Raw genomic sequence first — 24,760 nt, forward strand, 5'->3', positions numbered from 1 at the left:
CACCGACCATTACCGCAGTCATCCCGCCGACGGACTCCAGCTCCTCGGTCTTACAACATGAGAACGCTTCGGCCCTGCCCGGTGAACGCGTCGCGGCGGCCGCGCGAGGCGATGGTGGCTGCGGGAGGCTGGGAGTGGCTGGCGGTACGCCTCAACCCAGGCCGATACTTTCCGTCACCAATGGTGACGTATCGCGATTCTCATAAATGAACATCTCTGCGAGTTCTTCGATGCCCTCGATTCGTGACTGTTTTGTCCTGGTTTTCGTTCGCAGAAGTCCTCGCAGAAGTCAGGGCTTTCGCGAAGGTGTTCTGCGAGACCTGGGGGATGGAGTTCACGCCCGATCGGGCCGCGAAAGCGGTCGAACGTCACCCCTGTCCGAAGTGTGAAATTCCGGCGGGGAGCGCGTGCAGGACGGCCCTGCGCTCGTATAGCTACGGCGGACGGACAAGTAGCCTGCCGTGTCCGGGCGTATGCGTGGTGGTCAGGCGTTCTCGCGGGTGAGGTGCCGGTAGATGCACCTCTCCCTCACCACCTTCAAGATCGCTATGGCCGCTCTCCGGCGTATCTCGGCTGCCCCCTGGTTCGCCCCCAAGGCGGTGCCGGTTAGGGGGCGAACTGCTGGTGACCTATGACGGAGAGCAGTTCGAGCTTTCCCTGGCTGTCGGTGCCGGGGCGGGCGGCCAGCACCACCAGGGTCTGCGTGCGGTCTTGGGTGCACAGGAACTGGGCGTCGACGTCGATACGGCCGAGGTCGGGGTGGAGGATGGTCTTGGACTCCTCATAGCGCCGGGCGACCTCCCCGAGTTCCCACACGCGGACGAACTCGGGGCTGATTTCGTGGAGTTCGGCGACCATACGGGCGGCTCGGTCGACGTCGCTGCCGGCTGTCAGCGCGGCCCGCAGGCGTGCTGCCTGGGTGCGGGTGTGGCGCGGGCGGTCTTCTTCGGCGTAGTACAGGCGCTCGGCCGGGTCGGTGAACCAGCGGTAGAAGCAGCTGCGGGCCAGGCCCGTATGGCGGGTCCGGTCGCCGAGCAGGGCGGTGGCGATCGGGTTCATCGCGAGGGTTTCGGCCATGTCGGTCAGCACCAGGGCCGGGGTGTCGGCGTTCAGGCGTTCCAGGACCCGCAGGAGGGTCGGGCTGACGTGCTCGGAGGGATGGAAGCAGGCCGGGGCGTTGTGGCCGATGAGGGCGAAGAGGTGGTCGCGTTCGTCCGGTGTCAGGCGCAGGGCCCTGGCGAGGGCGGTGGTGATCTGGACGGACGGCTGCGGAGCGCGCTGCTGCTCCAGGCGGGCGTAGTAGTCGGTGGACATGCCGGCGAGCTGGGCGACCTCCTCGCGGCGCAGCCCCTGGGTGCGCCGACGTGGACCCTTGACCAGTCCGACGTCGGCGGGGCGCAGCAGCTCGCGCCGCCGGCGCAGGAACTCCGCCAGTTCTTTCCTGTCCATGCCTCCCATTGTCGTCGTTTTGCGTCGGCCCAGCCAGGGACCGCCGATCCATGGATAAACCTTCCCCTCCCGCCTCCGCGCGGGCGCCCCTACGGTCGGGGCTGCGGGCGCTCACCGGCCCGCAGCCAGCGAAGGAGAGAACTCCCATGAAGATGACCGGCAACACGATCCTGATCACCGGTGGCACCTCGGGCATCGGGCTCGGCCTGGCGCTGCGTCTGCACGAGGCCGGCAACAAAGTGATCGTCGCCGGCCGCCGCAAGGAACTCCTGGACGAGATCACGACCGCCCACCCCGGCATCGCGGCGCTCGTCCTCGACGTCGCCGACCCCGCGTCGATCGCCCGCGCCGCCGAGACGGTGGCGGCCGCGCATCCCGACCTGAACGTCCTGGTCAACAACGCCGGCATCATGCTGCGGGAGAACCTCCTCGACCCCGCCTCCCTCCCGGTCGCCGAGGACCACGTCGCGATCAATCTGCTCGGCACGATCCGGATGACGTACGCCTTCCTGCCCCTGCTCGCGGGCAAGGACGACGCGGTCGTCATGAACGTCACTTCGGCGATGGGCTTCGTGCCGCTGGCGGTCACCCCGACCTACAGCGCGACCAAGGCCGCGCTGCACTCCTTCTGCGAGAGTCTGCGCGTGCAGCTCGCCGACAGCGGCGTCCAGGTGATCGAGGTGATCCCGCCGGCTGTGCGCACCACCCTCCTCGGCCAGCAGGACGACGAGAGGTCCATGCCGCTGGAGGACTACCTCACCGAGACCGTGGACCTTTTGCGGGAAAGGCCCGACGCCAGGGAGATCGTCGTCGAGCGTGCCAGGTTCTTTCGCGACGCGACGGCGAAAGGTACCTACGACGACGTCCTGGCCATGCTCAGCAATTTCCGCTGAGCGGGCCGGAATGCGGTGATCTCGTTGTTCTTGGCGTCGGTCTCGCTCCGGCCGGCACGATGCCGTCGTCGCGCGGCGCGGAGATCAGGTGAACGCAGCGGCCGTCGGCGCGACCCGCGTCGCGCAGGGACTTGCCGCCCACCGCACCCGCTGCCCGCACCGGGCGGACCGGCGGGTGTCTGTCCTGGTCGGCAGTGCGGGAGACGGCGGCACGATCGGTGAGCCAGCCGCCGATCGCCGCGTCGAAGTCGATGCGCTGCAGTACCGGCGCACGGTCGCCGCGCTGGGCCACCCGACAGGGCCGATCCGGATCGCCCAGCGCGGCCCCGCCGCAGAACAACAGCCGGTCAGAGGCATTACCCAGTGGTATGTGGCCGTTATCGGTGTGGCCGGATGCTCGGCGCCTGCCTGGGCGGGAGTCTGGGGCTTCGGTCATCCCTGACAAAGATCACTCTGGGAAGCGATCACCAGCGCCTCCGGTATCCGTAGGCCGGAGCCTCTCGTGAACAGCCCATGGATAACCCCGTCGCGCGACCAGACGCAGGCACAGGGACGGGCTGGTCGGCGAGCGCGAGTGCCCTTTGCCGACGACGGCGGGCGGAGCCGTCCGCACCGCTATTCACCGTGCCGCCCTGGAGCGGCACGACCCAGAAAAGGACAAATCATGAAGGTCACGGTTATTGGTGCGGGGGCGATCGGGGGGAACCTGGCCCGCAAGCTCAGCGAGGCCGGTCACGAGGTGCAGGTCGCCGACGCACGGGGCCCCGCGGCCGTCCCGGCCGACGTGCTGGCCTCCGGCGCCCGTGCCGTGGCCCCCGAGGCCGCCGTGCGGGACAGGGATGTGATCATCCTGTCGATCCCGTTCGATCGGGTCCCGGAACTGGCCGGACTGCTGTCCTCCGTACCTGAGCAGACGGTGGTCATCGACACCTCTAACTACTACCCGCACCTCAGCGGCCATATCGAGGCCGTGGACAACGGGCAGGTGGAGAGCGTGCGGAACGCCGAGCTGCTGGGCAGGCCGCTGGTCAAGGCGTGGAACGCCGCCCTGGCCGAGACCCAGCGGGCCAAGGGCGTCCCGGCGGGAACCCCGGGCCGCATCGCCATCCCCGTCGCAGCCGACTCGCAGGAGTCGCGGCGAGTGGCCATGCAACTCGTGGACGACACCGGCTTCGACCCCTTCGACGCCGGTACGCTCGCCGACTCCTGGCGCCAGCAGCCCATGGGCCCGGCCTACTGCACCGAGCTGACCCTGGAGGAGATGGGCCCGGCGCTGGCCGCGGCCGACCGGGACAAGGACATGCGCGTCCGCGACAGCATGATGGAGCGCTTCGCCGCCCTGGGGGACGCGCCCACGCTGGACGACGTCGTCGAGATGAACCGCGCCGCCCACCGCTGACACCAGCGCCACCGCGCTCGCGTGTGGAACTCGCGCCCCGGCTGTACTACGCCCTACTCAGCGAAGCCCTCAACAGACCCGGCACCGAGCACGACCCGGCCGCACAGAACCCCGACGCCCTGGCCACACTCGTCATCGACACACTCCTGCACAGGACCACGCGACTGAGCCGCCCAAGGAAAGCCGTGCCACCGCCATTGACCGCGAACGATGAACCAGCCCCAGCAGCCGATAGATCACGATTGGTGATCGTTGTAGCCGGAACACTCGATATGGATCTTCGGTCGGTGCTGGCCTGCAACAATTCCGCCCATTGCCGGACGGCTTCCTGTCTGCCGTCCGCTGAACCCATATCGGCTGCGCCTTCACCTCGAACCGCTTGATGGGGGCGCTGTCGCTTGTCTGGGCACGGGAGACCTCCACGATGGCGAACTTTCTCACCGAGGAACAGCCGAGCCTGTGGGGCCGGTACAACACCGTTCCCGACATCACCCAGCTCGGCGGGTTCTTCCACCTTGACGCCACTCCGACGGCGACGGCACCCGCAACGAGTGGCTGCGCATCGAGAAATCCGACAACGGCAAAGACCGCCTCGTCCTGACCGGCCTGGACAAACTCGACGAACCCGAAAGCCTCACCAAGCTCCGGGCCGCCGTCGACGCCCGCATCCCCGCCGTGGACCTGCCCGAGGCACTCCTCGAGGTCCACTCCTGGACCGGCTGCCTGGATGCCTTCACCCACGTGTCCGACGACGCGCCGTCCCGACGCGAGGACATGATCAAATCGATCGCCGCTGTCTTGGTGGCCCAGGCCATGAACGTCGGGATGCGGCCCCATCCGGCAAGACTGGCCTGGTCAGACCACGGATGTCAACAGATGTGACAGTAACCCCGGTTCGCCGTACTTTTCCTACTCGGGGGCCTGCTCATAGCGGGCTGCCACATTCCGAGAAGTGCCGGACATTTACCAGGTGTCCGGCACCTTTCGGCAAGGAGACTTTGTGACATACCGAGATCGCTTCGAAGCGGTCTATGACGCGTACTACCCGGCGATACATCAGTACGCCGCCCGCCGTACCGGTTCGCCCGACGACGCGGCCGATGTCATCTCCGAGACGTTCCTCACTGCCTGGCGGCGCATCGGCGATGTGCCCGAGGGTGAGGAGGCGCTGCTGTGGCTGTACGGGGTGGCCCGCCGCGTGCTGGCCAACCAGCAGCGCGGCGAATCCCGCAGGGCCGTGCTCGCCGAACGGCTGCGTGCGGAGTTGGCAGCCGACCGGCCGGTCAGACCGGTCGATCTGGACCATGTTCGCGCCGCCTTCGACGGGTTGCCCGAACGTGACCGCGAGGTCTTGGCGCTGGCCTGCTGGGAGGGCCTGACCAGCCAGCAGATCGCCAAAGTTTTGGGATGTACGGCTATTGCCGCCCGGACCCGGCTGCATCGGGCGCGCAAACGGATGGCGGCGGCGCTGGAGCGGCAGGCGTCCTTGACAATCGCGATGGGGGAAGCATGAGCGACATCGACAACCTGGTAAGGGCCATCGACCCGGCACCACACGCGCCGGATCAGGGGCCCGGCGCGCGCGAACTGCGTGCGGCGATCATGGCGACCCAGGCGCGCCCGCACCGGACGGCCCGGCGTCTGCCGTGGCGGGCCGGTGCCATCGGGCTCGCAGCGGCCGCGGCCGCGGCCGCGGCGGCGGTCTTCCTCGGCCAGGTCACCCCCACCGCATCGCCCTCTCCCACGGTCACACCCGGCGGCACCGTCCTTTCGGGCACGTCGATCTTGCTGGCCGCCGCTGCCAAGGCCCAAGCCGCCCCAGAAGGCGCCTACTGGCATCTCAAGCAGCTGTACGTGGGCTCGGCGGGACCGTACGGCCAGAACGGCAACACCTACCGTCTGGAAACCTCATACCTCTCGGAGACGTGGGTGGCCAAGGATGGCCGAGGCTGGATCGGCCGCAGGCAGATGGCCGCACGCCCCCTGGATGTGGAGGCATGGCGCCGGGACGGCTCGCCGACCGAATGGGAGATGGGGAAGGACGGCGGCGTCTACTCCACCTCGCCCGGTGAGGGCACGCTCACTCGGCTCAAGGGGGAGCAGAAGCTCTACTGGAGTGCCATGCCCCTGACCCTGAAGGAGATCGAGGCGCTGCCCGCCGACCCCGAAGCACTGAAGAAGCGGGCCGCTGAGGCGATCCGCAGCGATCAGGATTTCGCCGGTTCGGTGGAGGACGGCTTGCCGCCCACCTTGGCATCACTCCTGTACGAGCTGCCCGCCTCCCCACAGGTGCGCAGCGCCGCCTACCAGGCGCTGGCGACGCTGCCCGCAGTGCGGGTCGAAGGCCGGACCACCGATCCGCAGGGGCGGCCGGGCGTCTCCGTGACCTTCCCGATCCAGCAGGGCCAACCCACCCAGGGCAGACTGATCATCGACCCCGACACCTCCAAGGTGCTGACCTTCGAAGTCACCGGCGGCATGCCGCAGGTGAAAGACCGGGTCAACATGGTGCTGGAGTCCGGCTGGACCGACACCCGGCCATCCCCGCCCTCCGCCGAGTGAAGGCCGCCGGGCTGGCCGGCCACGGCGCGAGCCCGCCGGCCAGCCCGCACGCCTCCGACATGCGGGTCAGGCCCAGGTTGGTGGCCCCGGCGATCAGGACGGCGAGGATGTTGCGTTTCTGCTCCACCGACAGCTTCGACTTGCGGCCGCCGGCAGCGGCCTTTGACCTGGGTGGGGTGTCCACAAGAGCGGATGACCTGGCGGGACAGGAGAGTACGAAGATCGCTTCCCGCGTGAGGGGTGATCGTTTTCGAGAACCGTCGGGTGGCCTTCCGTGTCAGGCATTCAGCGATCTTCGCACGGCGGCGTCCACCAGCTCGTGGATCTCCTGCTCGGTGAAGATGTCGGGCAGTGTCAGCCGCTCCACGATGAGCCAGTTCAGCGTGAGGTAGAGGAGCACCACGGAGGTCGAGTCGCCGGGCAGGCCCGAGGCGGCGTGGTGGCCGATGTTGGCGTCGATGTCCTCGCGGATGCGCTTGGTGAGCACGGCGCGCAGTTCGGGGCGCCGGGTGGACTCCAGTCGGAGCTCGAGCAGGGCCAGGTAGCCGGAGTTGAAGGCGGAGACCCGATCCACCAGTTCGTGCATGAGCTCGGCATAGCGGGTTTCGTCCTGCACGCCCTCCCGGCTGCGGCTGATCGTGGCCTCGTCGGGCAGCAACCGCTCATAGATGCGCCCGCCGACCTGGGTGAACAGGTCGTCGCGGTTGGCGAAGTAGTTGGAGGCCGTGCCCGGGGGCACAGCCGCCTCCGCATCGACGGCCCGGAAGGTCAGCCCCCGCGCTCCCTCCCTGGCCAGCACCTCGATGGCCGCGTCGATCAGCGCCTGCCGCCGCTCGGGATTGCTCCGCACTTGACACCACTCCACATGTAGTACTACGTTGAAACCACTCTAAGCAGAGTACTACATCGGGAGTTGATCGGTATGAGAAAGCTTGTGTACTACGTCGGCGTCTCGCTCGACGGCTACATCGCGGGCCCCAACGCCGAGTTCGACTTCTATCCGCTGTCGGACGAGATGGCCGCCTGGATCAACACCCGCTACCCCGAGACGCTCCCCACCCACGTCCGCAAGCTCGTCGGCCTCGACGGCGTGCCCAACAAGGTCTTCGACACGCTGGTGATGGGCCGTGGCACCTACGAGCCGGCCCTGGACGTCCCCACCACCAGCCCCTACTCCCACCTGCGCCAGTACGTCGTCTCCAGCACTCTGACGATCGACGACCCCACGGTGCAGGTGGAGACAGGCGACCCGATCGAGCTCATCCGGCGGCTGAAGGCCGAGGACACCGGCATGGACATCTACCTCTGCGGCGGCGGCAAGCTCGCCGCCTCCCTGCTCCCGGAGATCGACGAGATCATCCTCAAGAGCTACCCCGTGGTGGCGGGCACGGGCGTCCCCATGTTCTCCGGACAGTTCCGCCCCACCCTGTTCACCCCCGCCCGGCGCGAGTCCTTCGACAACGGCGCCCAGGTCACCTGGCTCACCAGGGCTTAAAACCGCAAGGAGGAAGCATGCATATCAAACTCCCCGCCTCGATCACCCCGGCCAAGACAGACCACCAGGCCCCGTCGTCGCACCGGAACGAGCACCCGGCGCGCGACCTCAAGCCCACGGGCCGGACCAACCTCTCCCGCCGCCCGACCGCCGCCCCCCGCCGCAGCGGGTACTGAGCGGGCCGGCGCGCCAGCACGCCCCGGAGAGGCGCGCCGGCCGGCCGAGATGCAGGTTGAGGACGCCCGTCCCGACCCGAGGACCACGCCGCCGGTGATCCCGGACATGGCCGGTCTGACGGAGCGGCCGCTGCGGCATCGTCAGCAGCGCCTCCTGCGACATGATCCAGCAGACGGATTAGGCCCGCGCCGAGGAGTGCCGAGCCTGGGAGCACCCCAGCCGGCAGGCGCCGGGCCCGCCCTACACACCCGCACACGCCCGCCGAGCCGGCACTCCACCCACCACAACGACCAAAATCCCGTGCGTTTCGTTATAAGGAAATGATCAAAGGCGACTGAAGGAGACGCCATGGCAACGACACGCAACACCGGAACCAACCGCGAGGCGGTGCAGCGCGTACTTGAGGACGCAGTGTCTTCGGGCGCGACGCCGGGCATCGTGACCGAGATCTGGAAGGGCGACTCCCACTGGTTCGCGTCTGCGGGCAAAGCCGATATCAGCACCGGCCGCGAGCGCACTCCGGAGGAGTTGTTCCGTATCGGCAGTGCCGCCAAGGCATTCACCGCCACCACCGTGCTGAAATTGGTCGGTGAAGGCGTGCTCAGCCTCGACGATACGGTGGAGAAGTGGCTGCCCGGCTTGCTCGATGACAGTCACTATGACGGCGACAAGATCACGTTGCGGCGGTTGCTGAACCAGACCAGCGGCATCTTCAACTTCTCCATGGACCCGGAGTTCTACGCCAGTGGCCAAGGCGAGGCATGGTACGAACGCCGGTTCAAGGTCTTCACGCCCGAAGAACTGGTGAGGATCGCCCTACGGCATCCGCCCTACAACGCGCCCGGCGAGGGATTCCGGTACTCCAACACGCAGTATTACCTGGCCGCGATGATGGTGGAGAAGGCCACCGGCGAATCGTACGGCGATGTGCTTGATCGGCTCGTTCTGCGGCCGCTCGACCTGACCGGAACTTCGCTGCCCACCACGCAGACGGTTATCCCCGGACCGCATCCGGTGCACTACTCCAGGCTGGAATTGCCCGATCCAGCAGCACCGCTGCACGACGCGACCGAGTCGAATGAGACAACCGCCTGGAGCGCGGGCGGGATGATCTCCTCGACCGGAGACCTGCTCACGTTCTTCTCGGCGCTGCTCTCAGGTCGGATCCTCAAGCCGGCGCAGATGGAGGAGATGTTCACGACCGTGTCGACCGACGGCTCTGGGTGGCTGCCCAACACCCGCTACGGGCTCGGTGTGTGGGTCGAGCAGAAGCTCGAGAGCGGCGTGCACGTGTGGGGCAACGGCGGCGCGGACTACGGCACGTTCACCCTCGTCATGGGCAGCCGCGACGGCACGCACCTGGTCGCCGGCCACGTGAACACCGACTGGTCCCCACAAGCCTATGCGGCGTTCCTGGCCATCCTCGACATCGAGTTCGGCAGTGACGGGGACGCCGATTGACCGCGGCGCCCGACGTGTCGCCTCGATCTACGCGGAGTTCGCCCACGATCGCGGGTGGCTGCAGCCCGACACAACGCTGACCGCCGAGGAGTTGCTGCGCCGGGAACTCATCGCTTGGGCTGCTCACGACCACACGCTCGCCGAAGCACGAGAGTGGAGTCGCTCAGTGGCACCAGCCCTGGAGACCTGTGGGCCGTGGGCACCCGGCATTCTGGCCGGGATCCGGTGCGCCTGAAATTCAGTGGCCTTGCCGCAGCGCGTCCATGACAATGCCGACATGATTTTCACCTCGCCCCTGCAACGAATCGACCCGCCCAATGTCGCCGCCGAAAAACCCGCGTTGGAAACCTGTCTGGACTATCACCGGGCCACCCTGCTGGCCAAGCTGGAAGGCCTCACCCAGGAGCAGGCCGGTCGCCGCCTGGTCGGCTCGGATACCACCCTGCACGGGCTGATCCGGCACATGACCACGATCGAGCAATGGTGGTTCGTCGAGTGCGTGGCCGGTTCGAAGGAGCCGTACGCGTACTACGACGGCGAAGAGGTCGACTGGGACTGGGATCTGACCCGCAGCGAAGGGCTGCAGCCCGACGTCGAGCGCTACCTGGCCATCTGCGCCCGAGCCCGGGACATCATGGCCACAGCCGACCTGGACCGGACCTTCACCACCAAGCGCGGCACCACCATCGACGTCCGCAGGGTCATGATCGGCATGATCGAGGAGTACGCCCGGCACTGCGGCCACGCCGACATCCTCCGCGAACTCACCGACGGCACCACAGAGGAATGACGTCCACCCCCGCCGGAGCAGCAGTCGCCGATGACGGGACGACTTCTAGCTCGGGCGGGACGTCCTCGGCGGGCCCGATGATGGCCACGCCTCGTCGCAGCTGAAGATCGTTCGTCCTCGGCTTCGCTTGCGCGCGCTCCATCTCGATTATTCCTCCGGTCGGCTGAAGGCTGTCTGTCCGCGGAAGAGGAGAAAGCAAGTCGGCCGATTGGACCGGCGCTCGACGGGACCGGGAGGCGCAGCAGGGTCTGCAGGGATAGCACGGCCGGTGCAGGTCCTTGGCTTGCGATTTTGCCGCCGGGTTGGGGTTGGGCGGCATTCTTGATCGAGGGTGGCGTGTGCGTGGTCCGGTGGTGCTGTCGGTAGGGCGTCCGGGTCCGGCTTGGCTGGCTTTTGGTGGGTTGGCGGGTGTGCCGAGTGATCTTCGCGTAGACATTGGGGACGTCGTTGTTGTTCCCAGACGTGTACTCAAGATTGAGAGAGGACGGTATGGACGCATCGGAACTTCGTCGCGCAGTTGAGGCCGGGAGGGCAACTGCTTCTGCGCTGGGCCTTCAGGTCGACGATGTGGTCGTCATCAACAACTCGGACCGCATCGCGTTGCGCCTGGTCCCTTGCGAGGTTCTTGCTCGGGTCGCACCCTCAGCGCATCGAGCTGACTCCCAGTTCGAAGTAGAGGTTGCTCGCCGTCTCTCCGAAGTCGACGGTCCGGTGGCTGAGCTTGAGCCTCGGGTCGAACCCCGAGTCTATTTGCGTGATGGCTTCGCTATCTCGCTCTGGACCTACTACGAACCTGTGGGATCAGAGATCGCGCCGGCCCACTATGCAGGCGCGCTTGTGCGGCACCATGCCGCCCTGCGCCAGGTCGATCTGGGTGCACCGCACTTCACCGATCGAGTCGCCGGTGCACTTAGAGAGGTGGGCGACCGAGAGCAGACTCCAGCGCTGCTCGGTCCCGACCGGGAACTCCTCACCAAGACACTCAGTAGCCTGAGCACCACGATCAGCAGCAGGGAAGCCGGCGAGCAGCTGTTGCACGGCGAGCCGCATCCGGGCAACCTGCTCAAGACGAGGAGAGGGCCGCTCTTCGTAGACCTCGCGACGTGCTGCCGTGGGCCGATCGAGTTTGACCTCGCCCATGCCCCCGAAGAAGTTGGAGAGCACTATCCGGGGGCTGACCACGACCTGATTCACCAGTGCCGCATCCTGATGTGGGCGTTGTTCACGACCTGGCGCTGGCGCCGAGACGACCAGCTGCCCAACGGGCACTACTGGAGAGTGGAGGGGCTCAACCAGGTTCGAGCTGCCCTCGATCGCTACGGACTGGACTGGGCTTGACGATCTTGACCCGTGACGAGCAGCGGGCGATCATCACAGTCTCGAGGAAACCACCCGGAACCACGGAGATCCTGATGAACGGCGACCTGTTCCTCCGCCGTCCCGATGCAGTAGTGCGGTAACTCAGGCGTCGCCGTTGTCTCCACGCAGAGTCGCCGCGAAGCGCCGGCCCGGCGTCGGGTCGACCCCGAAGCGCTCGGCGTAGCGTTCGTGAATTTCCCCCCACTGCTCGTGTGCTTCCTCTTCGGAGAGGTCCTTGCCGGCGAGATGAGGCTCGAGCCGCGAGAGGTAGGCCTCCCAGCCGGTAGCGGTCTGCGCTGAGAGGTCGCGGTCGTCGATGACGTGGGTAAAGATCAAGCGACAGCCGTCTCCGTCAGCGGCCAGATCGAAGCTGTACGGCTGGCCGGCGTAGACCCAAGCCAGGCGATGGGGTGGATCGACCTCGGTCACCTCGACGGTCGCGCCGCCGGCCTCAAAGGTCTCACCCACCGCCGGTGTCCAGTCGACGGCCGCGGGAAACCAGCGCTCGAGCTCTGCCGGCACGCTGACAGCTCGCCACACGCGCTCGACCGGGTAGGGGAGCGTGCGTTCGAAGCGCAGCGCTGGGCGACCGTCGATCGTTTCCAGGGTTCCGTGAATCACGGGTTCTCCTCAAGATGTTGTTCCAGGGCGTCGAGGCGCCTCGACCAGAACATGCGATAGGGCTCCAGCCACTGGTCGACCTCGGCAAGGGGTTCTGGGCGCAGCGCGTACACACGCTGCTTGCCCTCCGTGCGCACCACGACGAGTCCGGCCTCGCGCAATACCTTGAGGTGCTTGGACACGCCGGGCTGACTGAGATCAAGGCGTTTCACCAGCTCTCCAACGGGCCGCTCACCATCACGCAGCAGGTCGAGAATCTGCCTGCGGTGCGGCTCAGCCAGGGCTGCGTAGGCGCTCACGTGCACATATTGCCAGATGGAAATATGAACTTGCAACCCCGGGACCGAGCCAGCCTCCCCGATGGCCCGCCACCATCCGCTCTGGGTCAGCCGATCGGTGCGCCTCTGATGGCCGATCCCGCTCGTCAGCGGCCCGACCCCAGCTGGGCATGGCCGGAAACGAACGGAGTGGAGGGCCGTCATGGCAGGTTCGTGAAAGCCGCGTGCGACATCCCGCGTCATCCTCGTTCTGGACACACTGTTGGCGCACTCAGGGAGGACCCTTATGGCGGCTGCCGTGATCGCTGTGGTGGCGGTCTTCTTCCTCGGAATGAGCGTGTACGGTCTCGTCGCACCCGCCGCACTGATCAGGCCTTTCCGGATCATCGCCGACTCGGTCGAGGCCCGGACGGAGATCCGCGCCGTGTATGGAGGTTACGGTGTGGCCGTCGCCGGGTTGCTTATGGTGGCGGCGGCCGATGCGGGCGGGATCCGGCGGGGCGTCGTCACCGCCGTCGCCGTGTCCCTCTGGGGAATGGCCTTCGGACGGCTGGTGGCGCGGGCGGTCGAGCGGCCTTCAGCGTTCTATCCGTCTTGGCTGTACTTCTGGGTGGAGATCGTTGGCGGCGGCGCGCTGCTGGCGGGCGGCGGCTGGTAGACGGTGCCCGGCGGCGATTGATCGGGACACGTCGGTGCCGGTCAGCCGCTCTTCCTTGGTACGCCTGTCGGTCCGGGATCCAGACACCGGATCGTCAGGCCACCGGAGAGCAAGGCGCTCGGGGTAAGACCGAACATGGCGTGGAATGCGGTGCTGAAATGGGACGGACTGGCGAAGTAGCCGTCTGCCGCGGCCCGGGTGAGGTTGTGCCCTGCGGCCAGTGCCCGGGCGGCTCGGTGCATCTGCGCCCACAAGCGGAACCGCCGGTAGGAGGTGCCGGCATTGTCCCTGAACAGCCGCAGGAAACGGGACTCCGACAGCCCCAGCTCTTCGGCCACAAGGACGGCCGGCAACGGCTGGTCGGCACCGAGCAGGCGCCGGATGGCGACGCCGATCCGCGGGTCGGTGAACGACGTCGCGTCGTAGCCGGTGGCTTCGGCGATCCACGTGGTGATCTGCTCGGTGGGACTGTGCGCGGAAAGTCGTGCCGCTTGAGCGAGGATGGCGGCCTCGGCCTCATGCCGGACCAGGACATCCCGGTCGCCTGCGGTGAACCTGGCGCGGCACGCCGCGTCCGAGGCCGAACCCGGGTCGAGATAGAGGAACACCATACGGTCGCCACCCGCGGTGATGTGGTGTCGCACCCGTGGCGCGATGAGAGCGGTCCGCGCCGGCAATGCGCCAGCGGGTGCACGTTGTACGACGAAGGGCGCGTCCACCCCTACGGCAAGGCACGACACCGCGCCGGAGTGCGGCCCGAGCCGTAGCGACGGCCCCGCGTACAGAGCACCACCAGGCCACAGCCACACCGCCGCTCCGATCACCGGCGCGGGCGGAACCTTCGTCGTGGCCGCAGCGCGACGGGTCCATGGAAGCACTGACATCGGCGCCCCCGCACGCTTGCCGGATCGGAAACGTTCAATGGAGGATACGATGCGCCTGTCTGCCCACGTGATCGGGATGCTGTTGTTCGGCGCTGTGGGATTGCTCAACGTCCTGCCGGGACTCATCGCGCTGATGCCGTCGAAACTGGCCACCACCTACGGAGTCATGACCGACGACCCCACCAGCACCCTGCTCCTCCGCCACCGCGCGGTGATGCTGGCCCTGCTCGGGGGCGCACTTCTGGTGGCGGCCTTCCTGCCGGCCCTGCGGATACCGGTGCTGATCGCAGCCGCGGTCGGCAAGCTGTCGTTCATCGCCCTGGTGTCCACGTCCCCAGACGCTCACGCGAAGCTGACCCCAGTCGCACTTGCCGACGTGATCGCGCTCGTCGCGCTCGCGGCGGCCACCATCCTCACCCGCGCATGGACGGCGCGACCATGAAGCTTGGTACGCATGAGCACCTGCTCAACGGATCAAGGGCCGGCCGGGCGGGAGACTTTCGCCGCGTGTTCCAGGATGCGGGCGTTGACCAGGTCTGGTACGTCCAGCGCGATCGCGTGCCCGGTTCCGGGCACGAGCTCGACCTCGGCGGCGGGCAGCACCCGGGCCAGACGGCGGGCGACGGCGGCCGAGTCCTGCATCGTGCTGTGCTTGCCGAACAAGATGCGTGTCGGTGCGGTCACCACCGCCAGTTCGTCGTCGGTCAGCGGGACCATCGCGGGCTGCGCGCCCTTGTACAGATAAGTGCCGGAGATGGCGACCCTGACGTCTTCCGGCCGGTTGATCGAGTCGCTGTACAACAGCTTGGCCAGCGGGCGGCGCAGGAGGGGCGGTAGTTGCATCCCGATCCCGCAGCCGAATCCCCACGCGTAGTGGGTCAAGCCGGCCACGCGGAAGGCGGCCGGGTCGAGCAGCGTCATCCCCGCCACCCGCTCCGGCGTGCGTGCCGCCTGCACCAGCGACATGTAGCCGCCGTAGGAGAAACCGACCAGGTAGACGCGGGGCACGTCGATGCCGTCGAGCACCTGGCGGATCCAGTCGGCCAGATCCTTGGTGTCGCGCAGTGGCGCCGTCTGATCGCTGCGGCCTGCCGTGCCGAGGGGGTCGGCCAGGTAGACCGGGTGGTGAGCGCCGACGGGGCCGCTGGCGTGGATCCAGCCCAGCGAGTTGCCGCCCATGCCGGGCAGGAACATCACCGGCAGTCCTTCGGGCGCGCCGGTGCGGTACAGACGGGTGGTGCCATAGCCGGTGGGGACGTCGAGCGGCTCCAAGGGAACGGGCCAGTCGCGAATCACGGCGTCGTAACCCGCGAAGTAGCGCTGGGCAGCCCGGTCATTGCGAAAACGGCCGATGGCGGGACGTTCGTTCATGATACAACTGTATCATTGTAGTGATACGGCTGTATCATGACGTGTGCCGATGAGAGTGGACCACGAAGAACGCCGTCTCCAGATCACCGAGGCCGTCGTGCGCATCGCCGCCTCGCGCGGCCTGCAAGCGGCCAGCATGCGCGAAGTCGCCGCCGAGGCGGGCGTTTCGCTGCGGCTGGTGCAGTACTACTTCCACACCAAGCAGGAGCTGCTCGCAGCGGTGCTCGCCTATCTGGGTGAGCAGCTCGGCAGGCGGGTGGCGCGGGAAGTGGCCGCGCTCGGCGAGCCCGCCACCCCCCGCACCTTCCTGTACGGCGCGCTGACCGCACTGCTGCCCACCGACGAGGAGAGCCGCCGCATCGTCCTGGCCTACACCGCCCACTTCGCGCTCACCCTCACAGAGCCGGACCAGGCGGCGGCCGGCCTGTCCTACGCCAACGCCCTGCGTGACGTCGTGACAGAGCAGTTCAGCCAGGCCAAGGTGAGCGGCGACCCGCACGCCAGGGCGGCCGTGGCCCTCGCACTGGTGTCCGGCCTGCAGTTGAGCGTGCTCGCCGGTCAGTACACGGGTGGGGAGGCGGTGACACTGCTTACCGGCCATCTCGATGAGGTGTTCCGCTAGTACGGCAACCGGTGCGCCCAGAGATCGAGGAGGTGGTCGTCCGGCGGCCCGGACCTGATCACAGGCTCGTCGTCACCAGATCTTGAATAGCGTGATCTCCGTCCAGCCGGAGTTCCTCCCGCGACATGCCTTTTCAGGTGGCCTGGTAGGGCAGCCGGAAACTCCGGTGACAGCAGTGTTGCCGCACTGTCAGGCTTGGAGCATGTCCGGCGATCTTCGGCTGCGAGCCACCTTCGACAGAGTGGCTGCCTTCTATCAAGACGCGCGCCCCGACTACCCGGCCGAGCTGTATTCCGACCTGCTGGCGATCACGGGGGTCACGCCACCCGCGCACCTGCTCGAAGTCGGATGCGGTCCGGGGAAAGCCACGCTGCCCTTGGCGCGGATGGGCTTCCGGATCACGGCCGTCGAACTCGGCGATGCCCTGGCGGCGGAGGCGCGGCACCGACTCGCCGAATTCTCCGACGTTTCCGTGATCACGTCGTCATTCGAAGGCTGGGAGCCGCCGACAGGGGCCCGCTTCGACCTCGCCTACGCGGCCACGGCGTGGAAGTGGGTGGACCCGGAGGTCAAATACGCGAAAGCAGCCAAGCTGCTCGCCCAGGGCGGCCACTTGGCCGTGTGGAACGCCGACCACGCAATGCCGGCAGGCTTCGACCCGTTCTTCACCGAGATCCAGAAGGTCTACGAGGAGATCGGCGAAGGCCATGGCGGCCCGTGGCCTCCACCACCGCCCGAGGACCAGCCCGACCCCATTGCCGCCGAGTTCGATGCCTCCGGACATTTCACGGTGGTCGGGACGAGGCTCTACGTGTGGGCCTTGCGCTATACGGCAGACGAATACATCGCCCTGCTCGACACATTCTCCGGCCACATCGCCATGGAGCCGGCCAAGCGCCAACACCTCTACCAAGAGATACGCCGCCTCCTCGCCGCGCGCCCGGACGGACGACTTACCCGCCACTGGTCGGTCGTCCTCACCATCGGCCGACGCCTGTGACGTGGAGGTAAGGAGGCCAAAGAGGGGGAGAGCGCACCGAAAAGCAGAACCACACCACCATCAGCAGGGCGTGGGTGGTGGCCAGGGTGACGATCTGCCCGCCGAAGGACCGGCCGGAGACGACGAACTGCGGAACCAGCGTCAAGTAGATGGAAGCCGCCTTCGGATTGAGCACGTTGGCGAGCAGGGCCTGGGTGTAGACGGAGCGAGTGCGTCTGGGTGGGTCCGCCGGGGCGGAAGACTGGGGCAGGGTCGTGGAGTGCCAGGTCCACAGGCCCAGGCCGACGAGGTAGGCCGCGCCGAGCAGCTTGACGACGGTGAAGGCCTGGCTGGAGTGCATGACCAGGGCCGACAGGCCGGCGATGGCCAGGGCGGCGTGCGCGTACAGGCCGCTGACCGTACCGAGGATGACGGAAAAGGGCCTGCCTGCGGCCGCTGGCCGTGACGTGCTGGACCAGCAGGGTCAGGCTGGCGCCCGGAGTGGCGATGATGGGCAGGATCGCCAGGAGGAACGCCGCGACGGCGTACGGCTGGATCATGCCTCGGGTACGACGCGGTAGTGGGTGGTCAGGCGGCGCTCATCGTCCAGGACGTGGAAGGCGAGGCCGGGCGGTTGCTCGCGGTCGGCGGGCTGGTCGCCTTCCCAAGGCATACGCAGGGTCCAGGTGACTGCTGGGCCGACGATCAGCGGGCGGCCGGCGAAGGTGGAGGCGGCCGCGGTGTGGGCGTGGCCGGTGAGGACGGCGACTACCTGGGGGTGGGCGTCGAGCAGCACAGCCAGTTTGTCGGGCTGTTCCAGCCGGCCGGAGTCGGGCAGCGGGTGGTGGAGTTCGACGGGCGGTTGGTGGAAGGCGATGAGCGCGGGCATGTCCGGGCCGAGCCCGTCGAGGGTGGCGTGCATCCAGGCGAGGGTTTCGGCGTCCAGGCGGCCCTCGTCGCGGCCGGGGATGGTGGAGTCGCACATCAGGATGGCCGTGCCGGCGATGTGGTGCGCCTGGTTGACGGGGCCGAGCTCGGACGGCTGCCGCAGCAGCGCCTTCCGGTAGGCCGGGCGGGCGTCGTGGTTGCCAGGGCAGGTGAGCACCGGGAAGGGGGCGGCCAGAATGTGGGCGGCCTGCTCGTACTCGGCCTCCTCGCCGTGGTCGGCGATGTCGCCGGTGACCAGCAGGGCGTCGACCGGGCGGGGCAGAGCCCGCAGGTAGTCCATGACGTGGGTGGCGCGCCGGGTCGCCCTGTCGGTGCCGTCGAGGTGAAGGTCGCTGATCTGAGCCAGCAGCAACGTCATCGCACGGTTCTCCATCGATACAAGCCCACGACGACCCATGGGCCATCTATGCCCACCTCAACGCGGCAGCCGCCCGTGAAGCGGTCGTCCCGCAGCTGAACTGGCCCTCGAGCGGGGCTCCGCGGACGGAGATGTTGTCGGCGGAGCGTGACGCGGGCGTCCGGCTGGTCGCGGCTCTGGCTCGTGCCGCCATCGACTTCCTGAGCGGTCCGCAGCGTGAGCAATTGCGGGCCTGCAACGCGCCGCGCTGCGTGCGCTACTTCGTCAAGAGCCATGGGCGACAAGAGTGGTGCAAGCCGTCATGTGGTAACAGGGCCCGGGCTGCGCGCCACTACCAGCGCCACAACGCCGTGACGGGCTAGGACCGCCAGGTCGCGGATCTGCGCCGCGGGCGGATGCGGCCGGCGGGGCACGCGGCGGGCCGCCGCGCTGGTGCCGGCCGGAAGCGCACCCATGACGGCCATTGACGTCGAGGCCCCCGGCCGGAGGGAAGATCCGCCGCCTCTGACACGAGCCGATCGTCTGGGTACGCGGGCCGACCGTCCAAATGCGCTTGTCCGCCATTGCGGCACCGCATTACCTTGCCGATGTGGATCTCTTTTCACGCTCTTGGACGGCGTTGCGCACGGCGGTGGCCGAACTCCGGGACGAGGACTTCGCGCAGCCGTCCGGCTGTACCGGCTGGCTCGTGCGGGACCTGGTGTGCCATCTGGTCATCGACGCTCAGGACGTCCTGATCACCCTCGTGACCCCCGCCGAAACGGAACCGACCCGCGACGCGGTGACCTACTGGGAGGTCGCCGAAACGCCGCCGACCGGCGACGACCCGCTGGACGCGCTGATCGTCCGGCTGGCCGCCGCGTACGAGGAGCCTCGGCTGCTCAGGTTCCACTTCGACGACGTCGGCTCCGCCGCCGGCCGGGCCGCCGAACTCGCCGACCCGCACCTCCGGGTCGGCACCCGCGACGAGGTCCTCACCGCGGGCGACTACCTCTCCGCGTACGTCCTGGAGTGGACGCTGCACCATCTCGACCTGGTCGCGCACCTCCCGGACGCGGCGGAACCGCCCGCGGAAGGGCTCGCCCGATCCCGGGAGATGCTGGAGAAGATCGCCGGGACCGCGTTCCCCGCGTCGTTCTCCGACAAGGACGCGCTGCTGGTCGGCACCGGACGGCGTGCCACGACCGACGCGGAGCAGGCCGAACTGGGCGAGCTGGCCGCGAGACTCCCGCTCGTCCTCGGATGATCGTCTGGCTGAACGGGACCTTCGGCGCGCGCAAGACGACCGGGAGACCGAGATCGGTACGACCGCGTCCATCGAGCGGGTGCCGAGCGACTGGCCTCAGCCGTTTTTCTCCGCGATCGCTTCGCGTACGGCTGGGACGATCTCCCTGGCCCAGCGGCCCAGGGTGACGAGGTCAGAAGTGCCATGATCGGCCGAGAAGAGGATGAAGCCCGACGCGTCGTGCTCCAGCACGGCCTCGGTCAGTTCCTCGACCCACTGGCTGACGGAGCCGCCGATCCAGCGGCCGTCGTGGTCACGGGTGGTGGGCAGTGGCCGGTCGGTGATGCGGCCGGGGAAGTTGTAGATCGTGCGGATCTCGCGCGGATCCCGGCCCGCAGCCGCCGCCGCTTCGTCGATGATCGGCCGCGAGGTCCGGTAGCGCTCGCTGCGCCAGTCCGCCGCGTGGCCGGGGATCCAGCCGTCGGCCACCCGGCCGGTGGCGGCCAGGGACTTCGCACCGTTCGATCCCGTCCACACCGGGGGCGCGGCCACGGGAGCCGGCTCGATCTGGTGCACCTGGTAGTGACGGCCCTGGTAGGTGACCGGCGGGCCACCGCCCGACAGCTTCTTGACCAGGACGATCGCCTCCTCGAAGGCGTCCACGGCAGCGCCCGGTGACAGCCGCGGCACGCCCATGTCGGCGATCCGGTCCCACAGCCCGCCCGCGCCCATGCCCAGCACGACGCGGCCGTCCGACAGCGCCGACAGCGACGTCACGGTCCTGGCCAGCATGGGAGCGGGCCGGGTCGGCAGGTTGGTGACGTTGACGAGGCCGGCGATGTGCTGCGTACGTCCGAGAATGAAGCCGAGTGCGGCGTAGGCGTCCAACCGCACGCCGAAGTAGGGATGGTCCGACAACGAGAAGAGGTCGAGCCCGTCACGGTCGGCCTGCTGAGCCATACGCATCAGCTCCGGCACCTCGTCGATGCCGCTGTGCGCGCCGAAGCCGAAGACGACGTCGTGTCCAGACAAGGTTCTGCCTTTCCTTTCGAATTTTCTGATCACCAGGCGTACGCCTCGGGCGCGGGTTTGGCCCCGTTCGGCGCGGGTGGCGGGAACAACGCGTCCAGCCTGGCCAGCGTGCTGTCGTCGAGCGTGATCGCCAGCGCGCGGAGCGAGCCGTCGAGCTGCTCGACCGTCCGCGGCCCGATGATCGGCCCGGTGACGCCGTCCTGGGCGAGCAGCCAGGCGAGACCGACGTGCGCCGGGTCCTCGCCGATGTCGGCGCACACCTTCTCGTACGCCTCAATGGTGTCCTGGTGTGCGGCGAGTGTGGCGGCCGAGCGTCCCGAGCCGCCGCGGGAGGCGCCGCCCTGCTTCTGTTTGCGCAAGACGCCGCCGAGCACTCCGCCGTGCAGCGGCGACCACGGGATCAGGCCCAGCCCGTAGTGCCGAGCCGCGGGCAGCACCTCCAGCTCGACCCAGCGGTTCATCAGGTTGTAGATCGATTGTTCGCTGACCAGCCCGAGGAAGTGCCGCGACCGTGCGGCCTCCTGGGCCAGCGCGATGTGCCAGCCGGCGAAGTTGGACGAGCCGAAGTAGAGCACCTTTCCCTGCTGGCGCAGGACGGTGAACGCCTCCCAGATCTCCTCCCATGGCGTGTTCCTGTCGATGTGGTGCATTTGATAGAGGTCGATGTAGTCAGTCCGCAGCCGCCTGAGTGACGCCTCGCAGGCGCGCCGGATGTGCAGCGCGGACAGGAACCTGTCGTTGGGCCCATCGCCGGTCGGAAGGTAGAGCTTGGTGGCCAGCACGGTCTTCTCGCGCCGGCCTCCGCCGTCGGCGAACCACCCGCCGATGATCTGTTCGGTGACGCCATCGCCCGGCTTGGCGCCGTACACGTCGGCCGTGTCGAAGAAGTTGATGCCGTGCTCGTGCGCGCGGTCCATGATCGTGTGACTGTCGGCTTCGGACGTTTCCGGCCCGAAGTTCATAGTGCCCAGGACGAGCCGGGACACGGAAAGGCCGCTGCGGCCAAGGTGGGTGTACTGCACGTGTGCCCCCTCTCAGGCGGAGCCGAACTGTTCGGTGAAGCGGCCGGTGAACAGGTCGGCGCCCTTGTACGCCGACACCGTCTCGGCCGGGACGACGGCCGGGCCGTCGGGGGTGGGCAGCTGTCCGACGCCGCCACGCGGTCCGAGCGGGAGCAGGATCGTGGGGTGCGGCAAGGGCTGGTAGGTGGCCTCGGGCCGCTCGCCGTGCAGTTGGGCGATGATGTTGCGCGCCACCACCTCGGCGTGCTGCATCGCGTACCCGGCCATCTTGGCCTCGGGGACGTCGGTGATGTCGCCGATCGCGTAGACGTGGTCGTACCCGCGGAGGTTGAGGGTTTCGGTGACGGGGACCTGCCCCTGTGGGGTGCGGGCGGTGAGTCGGCCGTCGGCGAGGTAGTCGCTGTTGACGCGCACGCCGTGGGCGCGGAACCAGATGTCGGCGGTGATCTCTTCGCCGCCGGTGGTGGTGACGGTGAACGTCTCGGCCTGGCCGGGCTCGGTCGCCGGCGGCGCGGTCAGATCGGTGCCCAGCCGCAGGTGGATGTCGAGCTCGTCGAGCTGGCGGTGCAGGTCTGGGTGCAGCTCCGGCTGGAACCCGGGCAGCAGCTGCTCGGCCGGGTCGACGACGGTCACGTGCTTGTGCGACCAGACCTCCTTGATCTCCCCGGCCAGCTCCAGACCGACCGGCCCGGCGCCCAGGATCAGCACCCGGTCCGCACCGGCCAGCTCCTTGTGGGTCCTGCGGAGATCGTCCAGGACCTGCTCGGTGGAGTCGGCGGTGGGCTTGGCCGGGTAGGCGTAGCTGGAGCCCGTGGCCAGGACCAGATAGTCGGCCTCGACCCGTTGACCTGAGGCCAGGGTGACGCCGCCGGGATCCACGGAAGCCGCACGGTCGCGGATCACCGTGGCCCGGCTCAGGAACTCGGCATAGGGGAAGAACATGTTGCTTCCCCAGTCGGGCTGGGTCAGCGTCCGCAGCGACCCCGCCGTGTTGACGAACGCGTCACGGGGATCGATGAGGATGACCTCGGCCTCGGCAGCCAGTGCCTTGGCGAGTGCCGAACCCCCGTAACCGCCGCCGATGACCACCACTGTACGACTCATGATTGCACGCCCCGATCAACAAAGAAGGTTGAGTTCGTGATACGAACCATATTAGTTCGTACAGCGAACTGCAACCCGGGGGCGTTTTAATTCTCGCGTTCCGGGAGGGCTCCTTCGCCGGGCTCCAGGAAGACCACGGGGACCTTGTTGTCCTGCACGACGCGGCCGAGCAGGCCGGCGAGCGTGTTGCGGTCGGCGTCGGCGAATCCCGTCGTCAGGCTCTCGATCCGCTTGCAGGCCTCGACATAGAACTCCTCCGCGACCCTGGAGCCCTTCCTGGTGAGCGCGATCCGCACCGCACGCGAGTCCTGCGCATCCGGCTTGCGCTGGACCAGGCCGTTGCGCTCGGTGCGGTCCACCAGGCCGGTGAGGCTGGACTTGGCCAGCCCCAGCATCGCGCCCAGCTCGCTCATGCCGTACGGCTGCGCCATCAGCACGCACAGCAACTGCCCCTGTTGCGAGGTGAGACCATATTCTCTGGCGGACTCGGCGTATACGGCGTTCACCAGGAACGTGGACCGCACCAGTGCGGCCACCACCCCGATCTGGCCCTCATCATGCTTTCCCACGCGTTCATGGTAACATCCAAACACCCTTACAATTCGCAGGACGAACTACCCCTGCCCGGCAGGTCACCGCGCTTGGCCGCCTGCAGCCGGCGCTTCGGCGGGGTGGACAGCCCTCCATCTGCGCCGGCGGAGCCTGAGCCCTGCTGCGCGAGGACGACGCCCAAACCGTAGCCTTTGCCGGGTACCGGCCCGGCGGCTGATCTGCTTACAGACCGTCTTCGCCCCGATCCGGCTCATCGGGATCGCACAGCTGCGGCATGCCAGGTTTGACCCAGGGGCGAAGTAGCTGGAGGCGGGGCATCGGGTCATTGGTTTCGGGTCTGGTAGGCCTCTCGGCTGGCCTCGATGTGCGGGACGTGCTCGATGGCCCAGCCGGCGAGGGCCAGTGCGGGTGGAATGAGGCTCTTTCCGGTGGAGGTCAGTGCGTATTCGACCCGTGGCGGGACCTCGGCGTGCACCGTCCGGGAGACCAGGCCGTCGCGTTCGAGGTTCCGGAGCGTCAGGGTCAGCATGCGCTGGGAGATCCCTGGGACCTGCTGGTGCAGGTCGGTGAAGCGCAGGGTTCCCTGATCGAGGGTCGCCACGATCAGCAACGTCCACTTGTTGCAGATGCGGTCGAGGATGGCGCGGATCGTCCGCCCGCCATCTCCTCGGATCATGCAGGTGTGCTCGTACTCCGACATGACAGCCCCCTGTGTGTAAGGCACATGCATGTGCCTTTTGTAAGGCTTTCAATAGTGACGCATCATGGGGCTACTTACGACTGGTAACCATCGTGGCCCGCGCCACGTCACTAGCCTCCGAGGTGTCCTTCATGGAGATTTCCTACTGGATCGTCGCGGCACTCCTGGCCGTCTTCTACCTCTACGCCGGGGGCAAGAAGGTCACCCAGAGCCAGGAGCAGCTCCAGCCGATGATGGGCTGGGTCGACACCGTTCCCATGCCGCTCGTCCGCTCGATCGGAGTCCTGGAAGTCCTCGGCGCGGCCGGCCTGATCCTGCCGCCGCTGACCGGGATCGCGCCCTGGCTGGCCATCGCCGCGGCGATCGGGCTCGTCCTGATCCAGATCGGCGGCATCGCGGTCCACCTGAGCCGCGGCGAGGCCCGGCAGATCGGACTCAACATCGCCCTCCTGGCGGCCGCCGCAGCAACCGCCTGGCTCGGCACCATCTGGCTCTGAACCGTCTGCCCAACGTCCCGGCCCGGCCGTCAACCGCCAGACCGGGCGACGGGTGGGTCGGGTGCCCCAGGGGACCACCGCGGCACATCGGTGACTCCTCACCGACCTGGACGACGCGGGGGAGTGGTCACACCATGCGCCCCTGCCACGGCGATCGGATCGCCTTCGCCGCCCACCCCGACGGCGAGATCGGCGGGCTGACCGCTGCCCCGGCCCGCGCGTACGTGCCGGAGATCGGCGGGCTCGCGGCGGCGAGCCGCAAGCGCAAGCGGGCGTACGCCCGGCGCACGATCACGGCTTCGCCTATGAGACACGAGCCCCAGA

General features: G+C 68.1%; 33 protein-coding genes. 18 read left to right on the top strand and 15 right to left on the bottom strand.

Going from position 1 to position 24,760, the window contains the following annotated elements:
* Positions 1–606: 606 nt before the first annotated feature.
* A complete protein-coding gene (locus tag ACTMTI_RS52385) occupies positions 607–1,449 on the bottom strand; it encodes a helix-turn-helix transcriptional regulator (protein ID WP_441128436.1) in 843 nt (280 codons plus the stop codon).
* Positions 1,450–1,595: 146 nt separating this feature from the next.
* Between ACTMTI_RS52385 and ACTMTI_RS52390 the strand changes: the two genes are divergently transcribed.
* From ACTMTI_RS52390 to ACTMTI_RS52400, 3 genes are all read left to right on the top strand, one after another.
* On the top strand, positions 1,596–2,342 hold the full coding sequence (locus ACTMTI_RS52390; protein ID WP_441128438.1) for an SDR family oxidoreductase: 747 nt from the start codon (positions 1,596–1,598) through the stop codon (positions 2,340–2,342).
* Between the two features lie 88 nt (positions 2,343–2,430).
* The gene (locus tag ACTMTI_RS52395; protein WP_441128440.1) at positions 2,431–2,784 is read left to right on the top strand and encodes a hypothetical protein; all 354 of its coding nucleotides are present in this window, start codon (positions 2,431–2,433) and stop codon (positions 2,782–2,784) included.
* 222 nt (positions 2,785–3,006) lie between these two features.
* On the top strand, positions 3,007–3,741 hold the full coding sequence (locus tag ACTMTI_RS52400; RefSeq protein WP_441128442.1) for an NADPH-dependent F420 reductase: 735 nt from the start codon (positions 3,007–3,009) through the stop codon (positions 3,739–3,741).
* Positions 3,742–3,873: 132 nt separating this feature from the next.
* Here the strand turns inward: ACTMTI_RS52400 and ACTMTI_RS52405 are convergent, their stop codons facing one another.
* Entirely contained in the window at positions 3,874–4,449 is a 576-nt protein-coding gene (locus ACTMTI_RS52405; protein ID WP_441128444.1) for a hypothetical protein, read from the bottom strand.
* A gap of 33 nt (positions 4,450–4,482) precedes the next feature.
* On the opposite strand from ACTMTI_RS52405, the gene ACTMTI_RS52410 reads away from it, so the two are divergent.
* From ACTMTI_RS52410 to ACTMTI_RS52420, 3 genes are all read left to right on the top strand, one after another.
* Positions 4,483–4,623, top strand: coding sequence for a hypothetical protein (locus ACTMTI_RS52410; protein WP_441128525.1), 141 nt, complete (start codon positions 4,483–4,485; stop codon positions 4,621–4,623).
* Between the two features lie 118 nt (positions 4,624–4,741).
* A complete protein-coding gene (locus ACTMTI_RS52415; protein WP_441128446.1) occupies positions 4,742–5,254 on the top strand; it encodes an RNA polymerase sigma factor in 513 nt (170 codons plus the stop codon).
* The gene (locus ACTMTI_RS52420; RefSeq protein ID WP_441128448.1) at positions 5,251–6,303 is read left to right on the top strand and encodes a CU044_5270 family protein; all 1,053 of its coding nucleotides are present in this window, start codon (positions 5,251–5,253) and stop codon (positions 6,301–6,303) included. Before ACTMTI_RS52415 ends, ACTMTI_RS52420 begins: the two co-directional genes overlap by 4 nt.
* 277 nt (positions 6,304–6,580) lie before the next feature.
* Here ACTMTI_RS52420 and ACTMTI_RS52425 read toward each other — a convergent pair whose 3' ends face one another.
* Positions 6,581–7,153, bottom strand: coding sequence for a TetR/AcrR family transcriptional regulator (locus ACTMTI_RS52425; protein ID WP_441128450.1), 573 nt, complete (start codon positions 7,151–7,153; stop codon positions 6,581–6,583).
* Between the two features lie 72 nt (positions 7,154–7,225).
* On the opposite strand from ACTMTI_RS52425, the gene ACTMTI_RS52430 reads away from it, so the two are divergent.
* From ACTMTI_RS52430 to ACTMTI_RS52450, 5 genes are all read left to right on the top strand, one after another.
* Positions 7,226–7,798 carry a dihydrofolate reductase family protein gene (locus ACTMTI_RS52430; RefSeq protein WP_441128452.1) on the top strand — a complete coding sequence of 191 codons (573 nt, stop codon included), beginning with the start codon at positions 7,226–7,228 and terminating at the stop codon, positions 7,796–7,798.
* Between the two features lie 17 nt (positions 7,799–7,815).
* Positions 7,816–7,974: a hypothetical protein gene (locus ACTMTI_RS52435; RefSeq protein WP_441128453.1), complete on the top strand. Its 159-nt coding sequence runs from the start codon at positions 7,816–7,818 to the stop codon at positions 7,972–7,974.
* A gap of 349 nt (positions 7,975–8,323) precedes the next feature.
* Positions 8,324–9,436, top strand: coding sequence for a serine hydrolase domain-containing protein (locus ACTMTI_RS52440; protein WP_441128455.1), 1,113 nt, complete (start codon positions 8,324–8,326; stop codon positions 9,434–9,436).
* A 277-nt stretch (positions 9,437–9,713) separates the two neighbouring features.
* Entirely contained in the window at positions 9,714–10,226 is a 513-nt protein-coding gene (locus ACTMTI_RS52445) for a DinB family protein (protein ID WP_441128457.1), read from the top strand.
* 489 nt (positions 10,227–10,715) lie between these two features.
* Positions 10,716–11,564, top strand: a complete 849-nt coding sequence (locus tag ACTMTI_RS52450) for a phosphotransferase (protein ID WP_441128459.1) — start codon at positions 10,716–10,718, stop codon at positions 11,562–11,564.
* A 123-nt stretch (positions 11,565–11,687) separates the two neighbouring features.
* Here the strand turns inward: ACTMTI_RS52450 and ACTMTI_RS52455 are convergent, their stop codons facing one another.
* Both ACTMTI_RS52455 and ACTMTI_RS52460 read right to left on the bottom strand, forming a co-directional pair.
* Positions 11,688–12,206, bottom strand: a complete 519-nt coding sequence (locus tag ACTMTI_RS52455; RefSeq protein WP_441128461.1) for an SRPBCC domain-containing protein — start codon at positions 12,204–12,206, stop codon at positions 11,688–11,690.
* Positions 12,203–12,505: an ArsR/SmtB family transcription factor gene (locus tag ACTMTI_RS52460; protein WP_441128463.1), complete on the bottom strand. Its 303-nt coding sequence runs from the start codon at positions 12,503–12,505 to the stop codon at positions 12,203–12,205. The genes ACTMTI_RS52455 and ACTMTI_RS52460 overlap by 4 nt, the downstream gene beginning before the upstream one ends.
* 265 nt (positions 12,506–12,770) lie before the next feature.
* On the opposite strand from ACTMTI_RS52460, the gene ACTMTI_RS52465 reads away from it, so the two are divergent.
* Positions 12,771–13,142: a DUF4345 family protein gene (locus ACTMTI_RS52465; protein ID WP_441128465.1), complete on the top strand. Its 372-nt coding sequence runs from the start codon at positions 12,771–12,773 to the stop codon at positions 13,140–13,142.
* 41 nt (positions 13,143–13,183) lie between these two features.
* Here ACTMTI_RS52465 and ACTMTI_RS52470 read toward each other — a convergent pair whose 3' ends face one another.
* Positions 13,184–13,786, bottom strand: coding sequence for a helix-turn-helix domain-containing protein (locus tag ACTMTI_RS52470; protein ID WP_441128467.1), 603 nt, complete (start codon positions 13,784–13,786; stop codon positions 13,184–13,186).
* A 289-nt stretch (positions 13,787–14,075) separates the two neighbouring features.
* On the opposite strand from ACTMTI_RS52470, the gene ACTMTI_RS52475 reads away from it, so the two are divergent.
* Positions 14,076–14,468 (top strand): hypothetical protein, encoded by a 393-nt coding sequence (locus ACTMTI_RS52475; protein WP_441128468.1) that lies wholly within the window; start codon positions 14,076–14,078, stop codon positions 14,466–14,468.
* Positions 14,469–14,500: 32 nt separating this feature from the next.
* On the opposite strand, the gene ACTMTI_RS52480 is transcribed toward ACTMTI_RS52475, so the two are convergent.
* On the bottom strand, positions 14,501–15,397 hold the full coding sequence (locus tag ACTMTI_RS52480; protein ID WP_441128469.1) for an alpha/beta fold hydrolase: 897 nt from the start codon (positions 15,395–15,397) through the stop codon (positions 14,501–14,503).
* A gap of 49 nt (positions 15,398–15,446) precedes the next feature.
* Here ACTMTI_RS52480 and ACTMTI_RS52485 point away from each other — a divergent pair, with 49 nt between their 5' ends.
* Both ACTMTI_RS52485 and ACTMTI_RS52490 read left to right on the top strand, forming a co-directional pair.
* Entirely contained in the window at positions 15,447–16,019 is a 573-nt protein-coding gene (locus ACTMTI_RS52485) for a TetR/AcrR family transcriptional regulator (RefSeq protein ID WP_441128471.1), read from the top strand.
* 202 nt (positions 16,020–16,221) lie between these two features.
* Positions 16,222–17,019, top strand: coding sequence for a class I SAM-dependent methyltransferase (locus ACTMTI_RS52490; protein ID WP_441128473.1), 798 nt, complete (start codon positions 16,222–16,224; stop codon positions 17,017–17,019).
* Here ACTMTI_RS52490 and ACTMTI_RS52495 read toward each other — a convergent pair.
* Complete coding sequence (locus tag ACTMTI_RS52495) at positions 16,997–17,428, bottom strand: LysE family translocator (RefSeq protein ID WP_441128526.1); 432 nt, start codon at positions 17,426–17,428, stop codon at positions 16,997–16,999. The genes ACTMTI_RS52490 and ACTMTI_RS52495 overlap by 23 nt on opposite strands.
* Before the next feature lie 126 nt (positions 17,429–17,554).
* Complete coding sequence (locus ACTMTI_RS52500; protein WP_441128475.1) at positions 17,555–18,304, bottom strand: metallophosphoesterase; 750 nt, start codon at positions 18,302–18,304, stop codon at positions 17,555–17,557.
* Between the two features lie 44 nt (positions 18,305–18,348).
* Here ACTMTI_RS52500 and ACTMTI_RS52505 point away from each other — a divergent pair, with 44 nt between their 5' ends.
* The gene (locus ACTMTI_RS52505) at positions 18,349–18,666 is read left to right on the top strand and encodes a CGNR zinc finger domain-containing protein (RefSeq protein ID WP_441128528.1); all 318 of its coding nucleotides are present in this window, start codon (positions 18,349–18,351) and stop codon (positions 18,664–18,666) included.
* Positions 18,667–18,893: 227 nt separating this feature from the next.
* Complete coding sequence (locus ACTMTI_RS52510) at positions 18,894–19,550, top strand: maleylpyruvate isomerase N-terminal domain-containing protein (RefSeq protein ID WP_441128477.1); 657 nt, start codon at positions 18,894–18,896, stop codon at positions 19,548–19,550.
* 96 nt (positions 19,551–19,646) lie between these two features.
* Here the strand turns inward: ACTMTI_RS52510 and ACTMTI_RS52515 are convergent, their stop codons facing one another.
* The 5 genes from ACTMTI_RS52515 to ACTMTI_RS52535 form a co-directional block, all read right to left on the bottom strand.
* Complete coding sequence (locus tag ACTMTI_RS52515) at positions 19,647–20,561, bottom strand: LLM class flavin-dependent oxidoreductase (RefSeq protein ID WP_441128479.1); 915 nt, start codon at positions 20,559–20,561, stop codon at positions 19,647–19,649.
* A 29-nt stretch (positions 20,562–20,590) separates the two neighbouring features.
* Positions 20,591–21,583, bottom strand: a complete 993-nt coding sequence (locus ACTMTI_RS52520) for an aldo/keto reductase (RefSeq protein WP_441128481.1) — start codon at positions 21,581–21,583, stop codon at positions 20,591–20,593.
* A gap of 12 nt (positions 21,584–21,595) precedes the next feature.
* Positions 21,596–22,687, bottom strand: a complete 1,092-nt coding sequence (locus ACTMTI_RS52525) for an NAD(P)/FAD-dependent oxidoreductase (protein ID WP_441128482.1) — start codon at positions 22,685–22,687, stop codon at positions 21,596–21,598.
* Between the two features lie 86 nt (positions 22,688–22,773).
* A complete protein-coding gene (locus ACTMTI_RS52530) occupies positions 22,774–23,256 on the bottom strand; it encodes a MarR family winged helix-turn-helix transcriptional regulator (protein ID WP_441128483.1) in 483 nt (160 codons plus the stop codon).
* A 305-nt stretch (positions 23,257–23,561) separates the two neighbouring features.
* On the bottom strand, positions 23,562–23,939 hold the full coding sequence (locus ACTMTI_RS52535) for a winged helix-turn-helix transcriptional regulator (protein WP_441128485.1): 378 nt from the start codon (positions 23,937–23,939) through the stop codon (positions 23,562–23,564).
* 131 nt (positions 23,940–24,070) lie between these two features.
* On the opposite strand from ACTMTI_RS52535, the gene ACTMTI_RS52540 reads away from it, so the two are divergent.
* A complete protein-coding gene (locus ACTMTI_RS52540; protein ID WP_441128486.1) occupies positions 24,071–24,436 on the top strand; it encodes a DoxX family protein in 366 nt (121 codons plus the stop codon).
* Positions 24,437–24,563: 127 nt separating this feature from the next.
* Here ACTMTI_RS52540 and ACTMTI_RS52545 read toward each other — a convergent pair whose 3' ends face one another.
* Positions 24,564–24,731: a hypothetical protein gene (locus ACTMTI_RS52545; protein ID WP_441128488.1), complete on the bottom strand. Its 168-nt coding sequence runs from the start codon at positions 24,729–24,731 to the stop codon at positions 24,564–24,566.
* Positions 24,732–24,760: the final 29 nt, after the last annotated feature.

Source organism: Nonomuraea sp. H19, from assembly GCF_052068215.1.
Taxonomy (GTDB): Bacteria; Actinomycetota; Actinomycetes; order Streptosporangiales; family Streptosporangiaceae; genus Nonomuraea.

Excerpts from the sequence above, each read along its gene's own strand:
- ACTMTI_RS52385 (WP_441128436.1), bottom strand. The coding sequence starts at position 1,449 with ATGGACAGGAAAGAACTGGCGGAGTTCCTGCGCCGGCGGCGCGAGCTG.
- ACTMTI_RS52390 (WP_441128438.1), top strand. The coding sequence starts at position 1,596 with ATGAAGATGACCGGCAACACGATCCTGATCACCGGTGGCACCTCGGGC.
- ACTMTI_RS52400 (WP_441128442.1), top strand. The coding sequence starts at position 3,007 with ATGAAGGTCACGGTTATTGGTGCGGGGGCGATCGGGGGGAACCTGGCC.
- ACTMTI_RS52420 (WP_441128448.1), top strand. The coding sequence starts at position 5,251 with ATGAGCGACATCGACAACCTGGTAAGGGCCATCGACCCGGCACCACAC.
- ACTMTI_RS52430 (WP_441128452.1), top strand. The coding sequence starts at position 7,226 with ATGAGAAAGCTTGTGTACTACGTCGGCGTCTCGCTCGACGGCTACATC.
- ACTMTI_RS52435 (WP_441128453.1), top strand. The coding sequence starts at position 7,816 with ATGCATATCAAACTCCCCGCCTCGATCACCCCGGCCAAGACAGACCAC.
- ACTMTI_RS52440 (WP_441128455.1), top strand. The coding sequence starts at position 8,324 with ATGGCAACGACACGCAACACCGGAACCAACCGCGAGGCGGTGCAGCGC.
- ACTMTI_RS52445 (WP_441128457.1), top strand. The coding sequence starts at position 9,714 with ATGATTTTCACCTCGCCCCTGCAACGAATCGACCCGCCCAATGTCGCC.
- ACTMTI_RS52450 (WP_441128459.1), top strand. The coding sequence starts at position 10,716 with ATGGACGCATCGGAACTTCGTCGCGCAGTTGAGGCCGGGAGGGCAACT.
- ACTMTI_RS52465 (WP_441128465.1), top strand. The coding sequence starts at position 12,771 with ATGGCGGCTGCCGTGATCGCTGTGGTGGCGGTCTTCTTCCTCGGAATG.
- ACTMTI_RS52475 (WP_441128468.1), top strand. The coding sequence starts at position 14,076 with ATGCGCCTGTCTGCCCACGTGATCGGGATGCTGTTGTTCGGCGCTGTG.
- ACTMTI_RS52480 (WP_441128469.1), bottom strand. The coding sequence starts at position 15,397 with ATGAACGAACGTCCCGCCATCGGCCGTTTTCGCAATGACCGGGCTGCC.
- ACTMTI_RS52485 (WP_441128471.1), top strand. The coding sequence starts at position 15,447 with ATGAGAGTGGACCACGAAGAACGCCGTCTCCAGATCACCGAGGCCGTC.
- ACTMTI_RS52490 (WP_441128473.1), top strand. The coding sequence starts at position 16,222 with ATGTCCGGCGATCTTCGGCTGCGAGCCACCTTCGACAGAGTGGCTGCC.
- ACTMTI_RS52500 (WP_441128475.1), bottom strand. The coding sequence starts at position 18,304 with ATGACGTTGCTGCTGGCTCAGATCAGCGACCTTCACCTCGACGGCACC.
- ACTMTI_RS52525 (WP_441128482.1), bottom strand. The coding sequence starts at position 22,687 with ATGAGTCGTACAGTGGTGGTCATCGGCGGCGGTTACGGGGGTTCGGCA.
- ACTMTI_RS52535 (WP_441128485.1), bottom strand. The coding sequence starts at position 23,939 with ATGTCGGAGTACGAGCACACCTGCATGATCCGAGGAGATGGCGGGCGG.
- ACTMTI_RS52540 (WP_441128486.1), top strand. The coding sequence starts at position 24,071 with ATGGAGATTTCCTACTGGATCGTCGCGGCACTCCTGGCCGTCTTCTAC.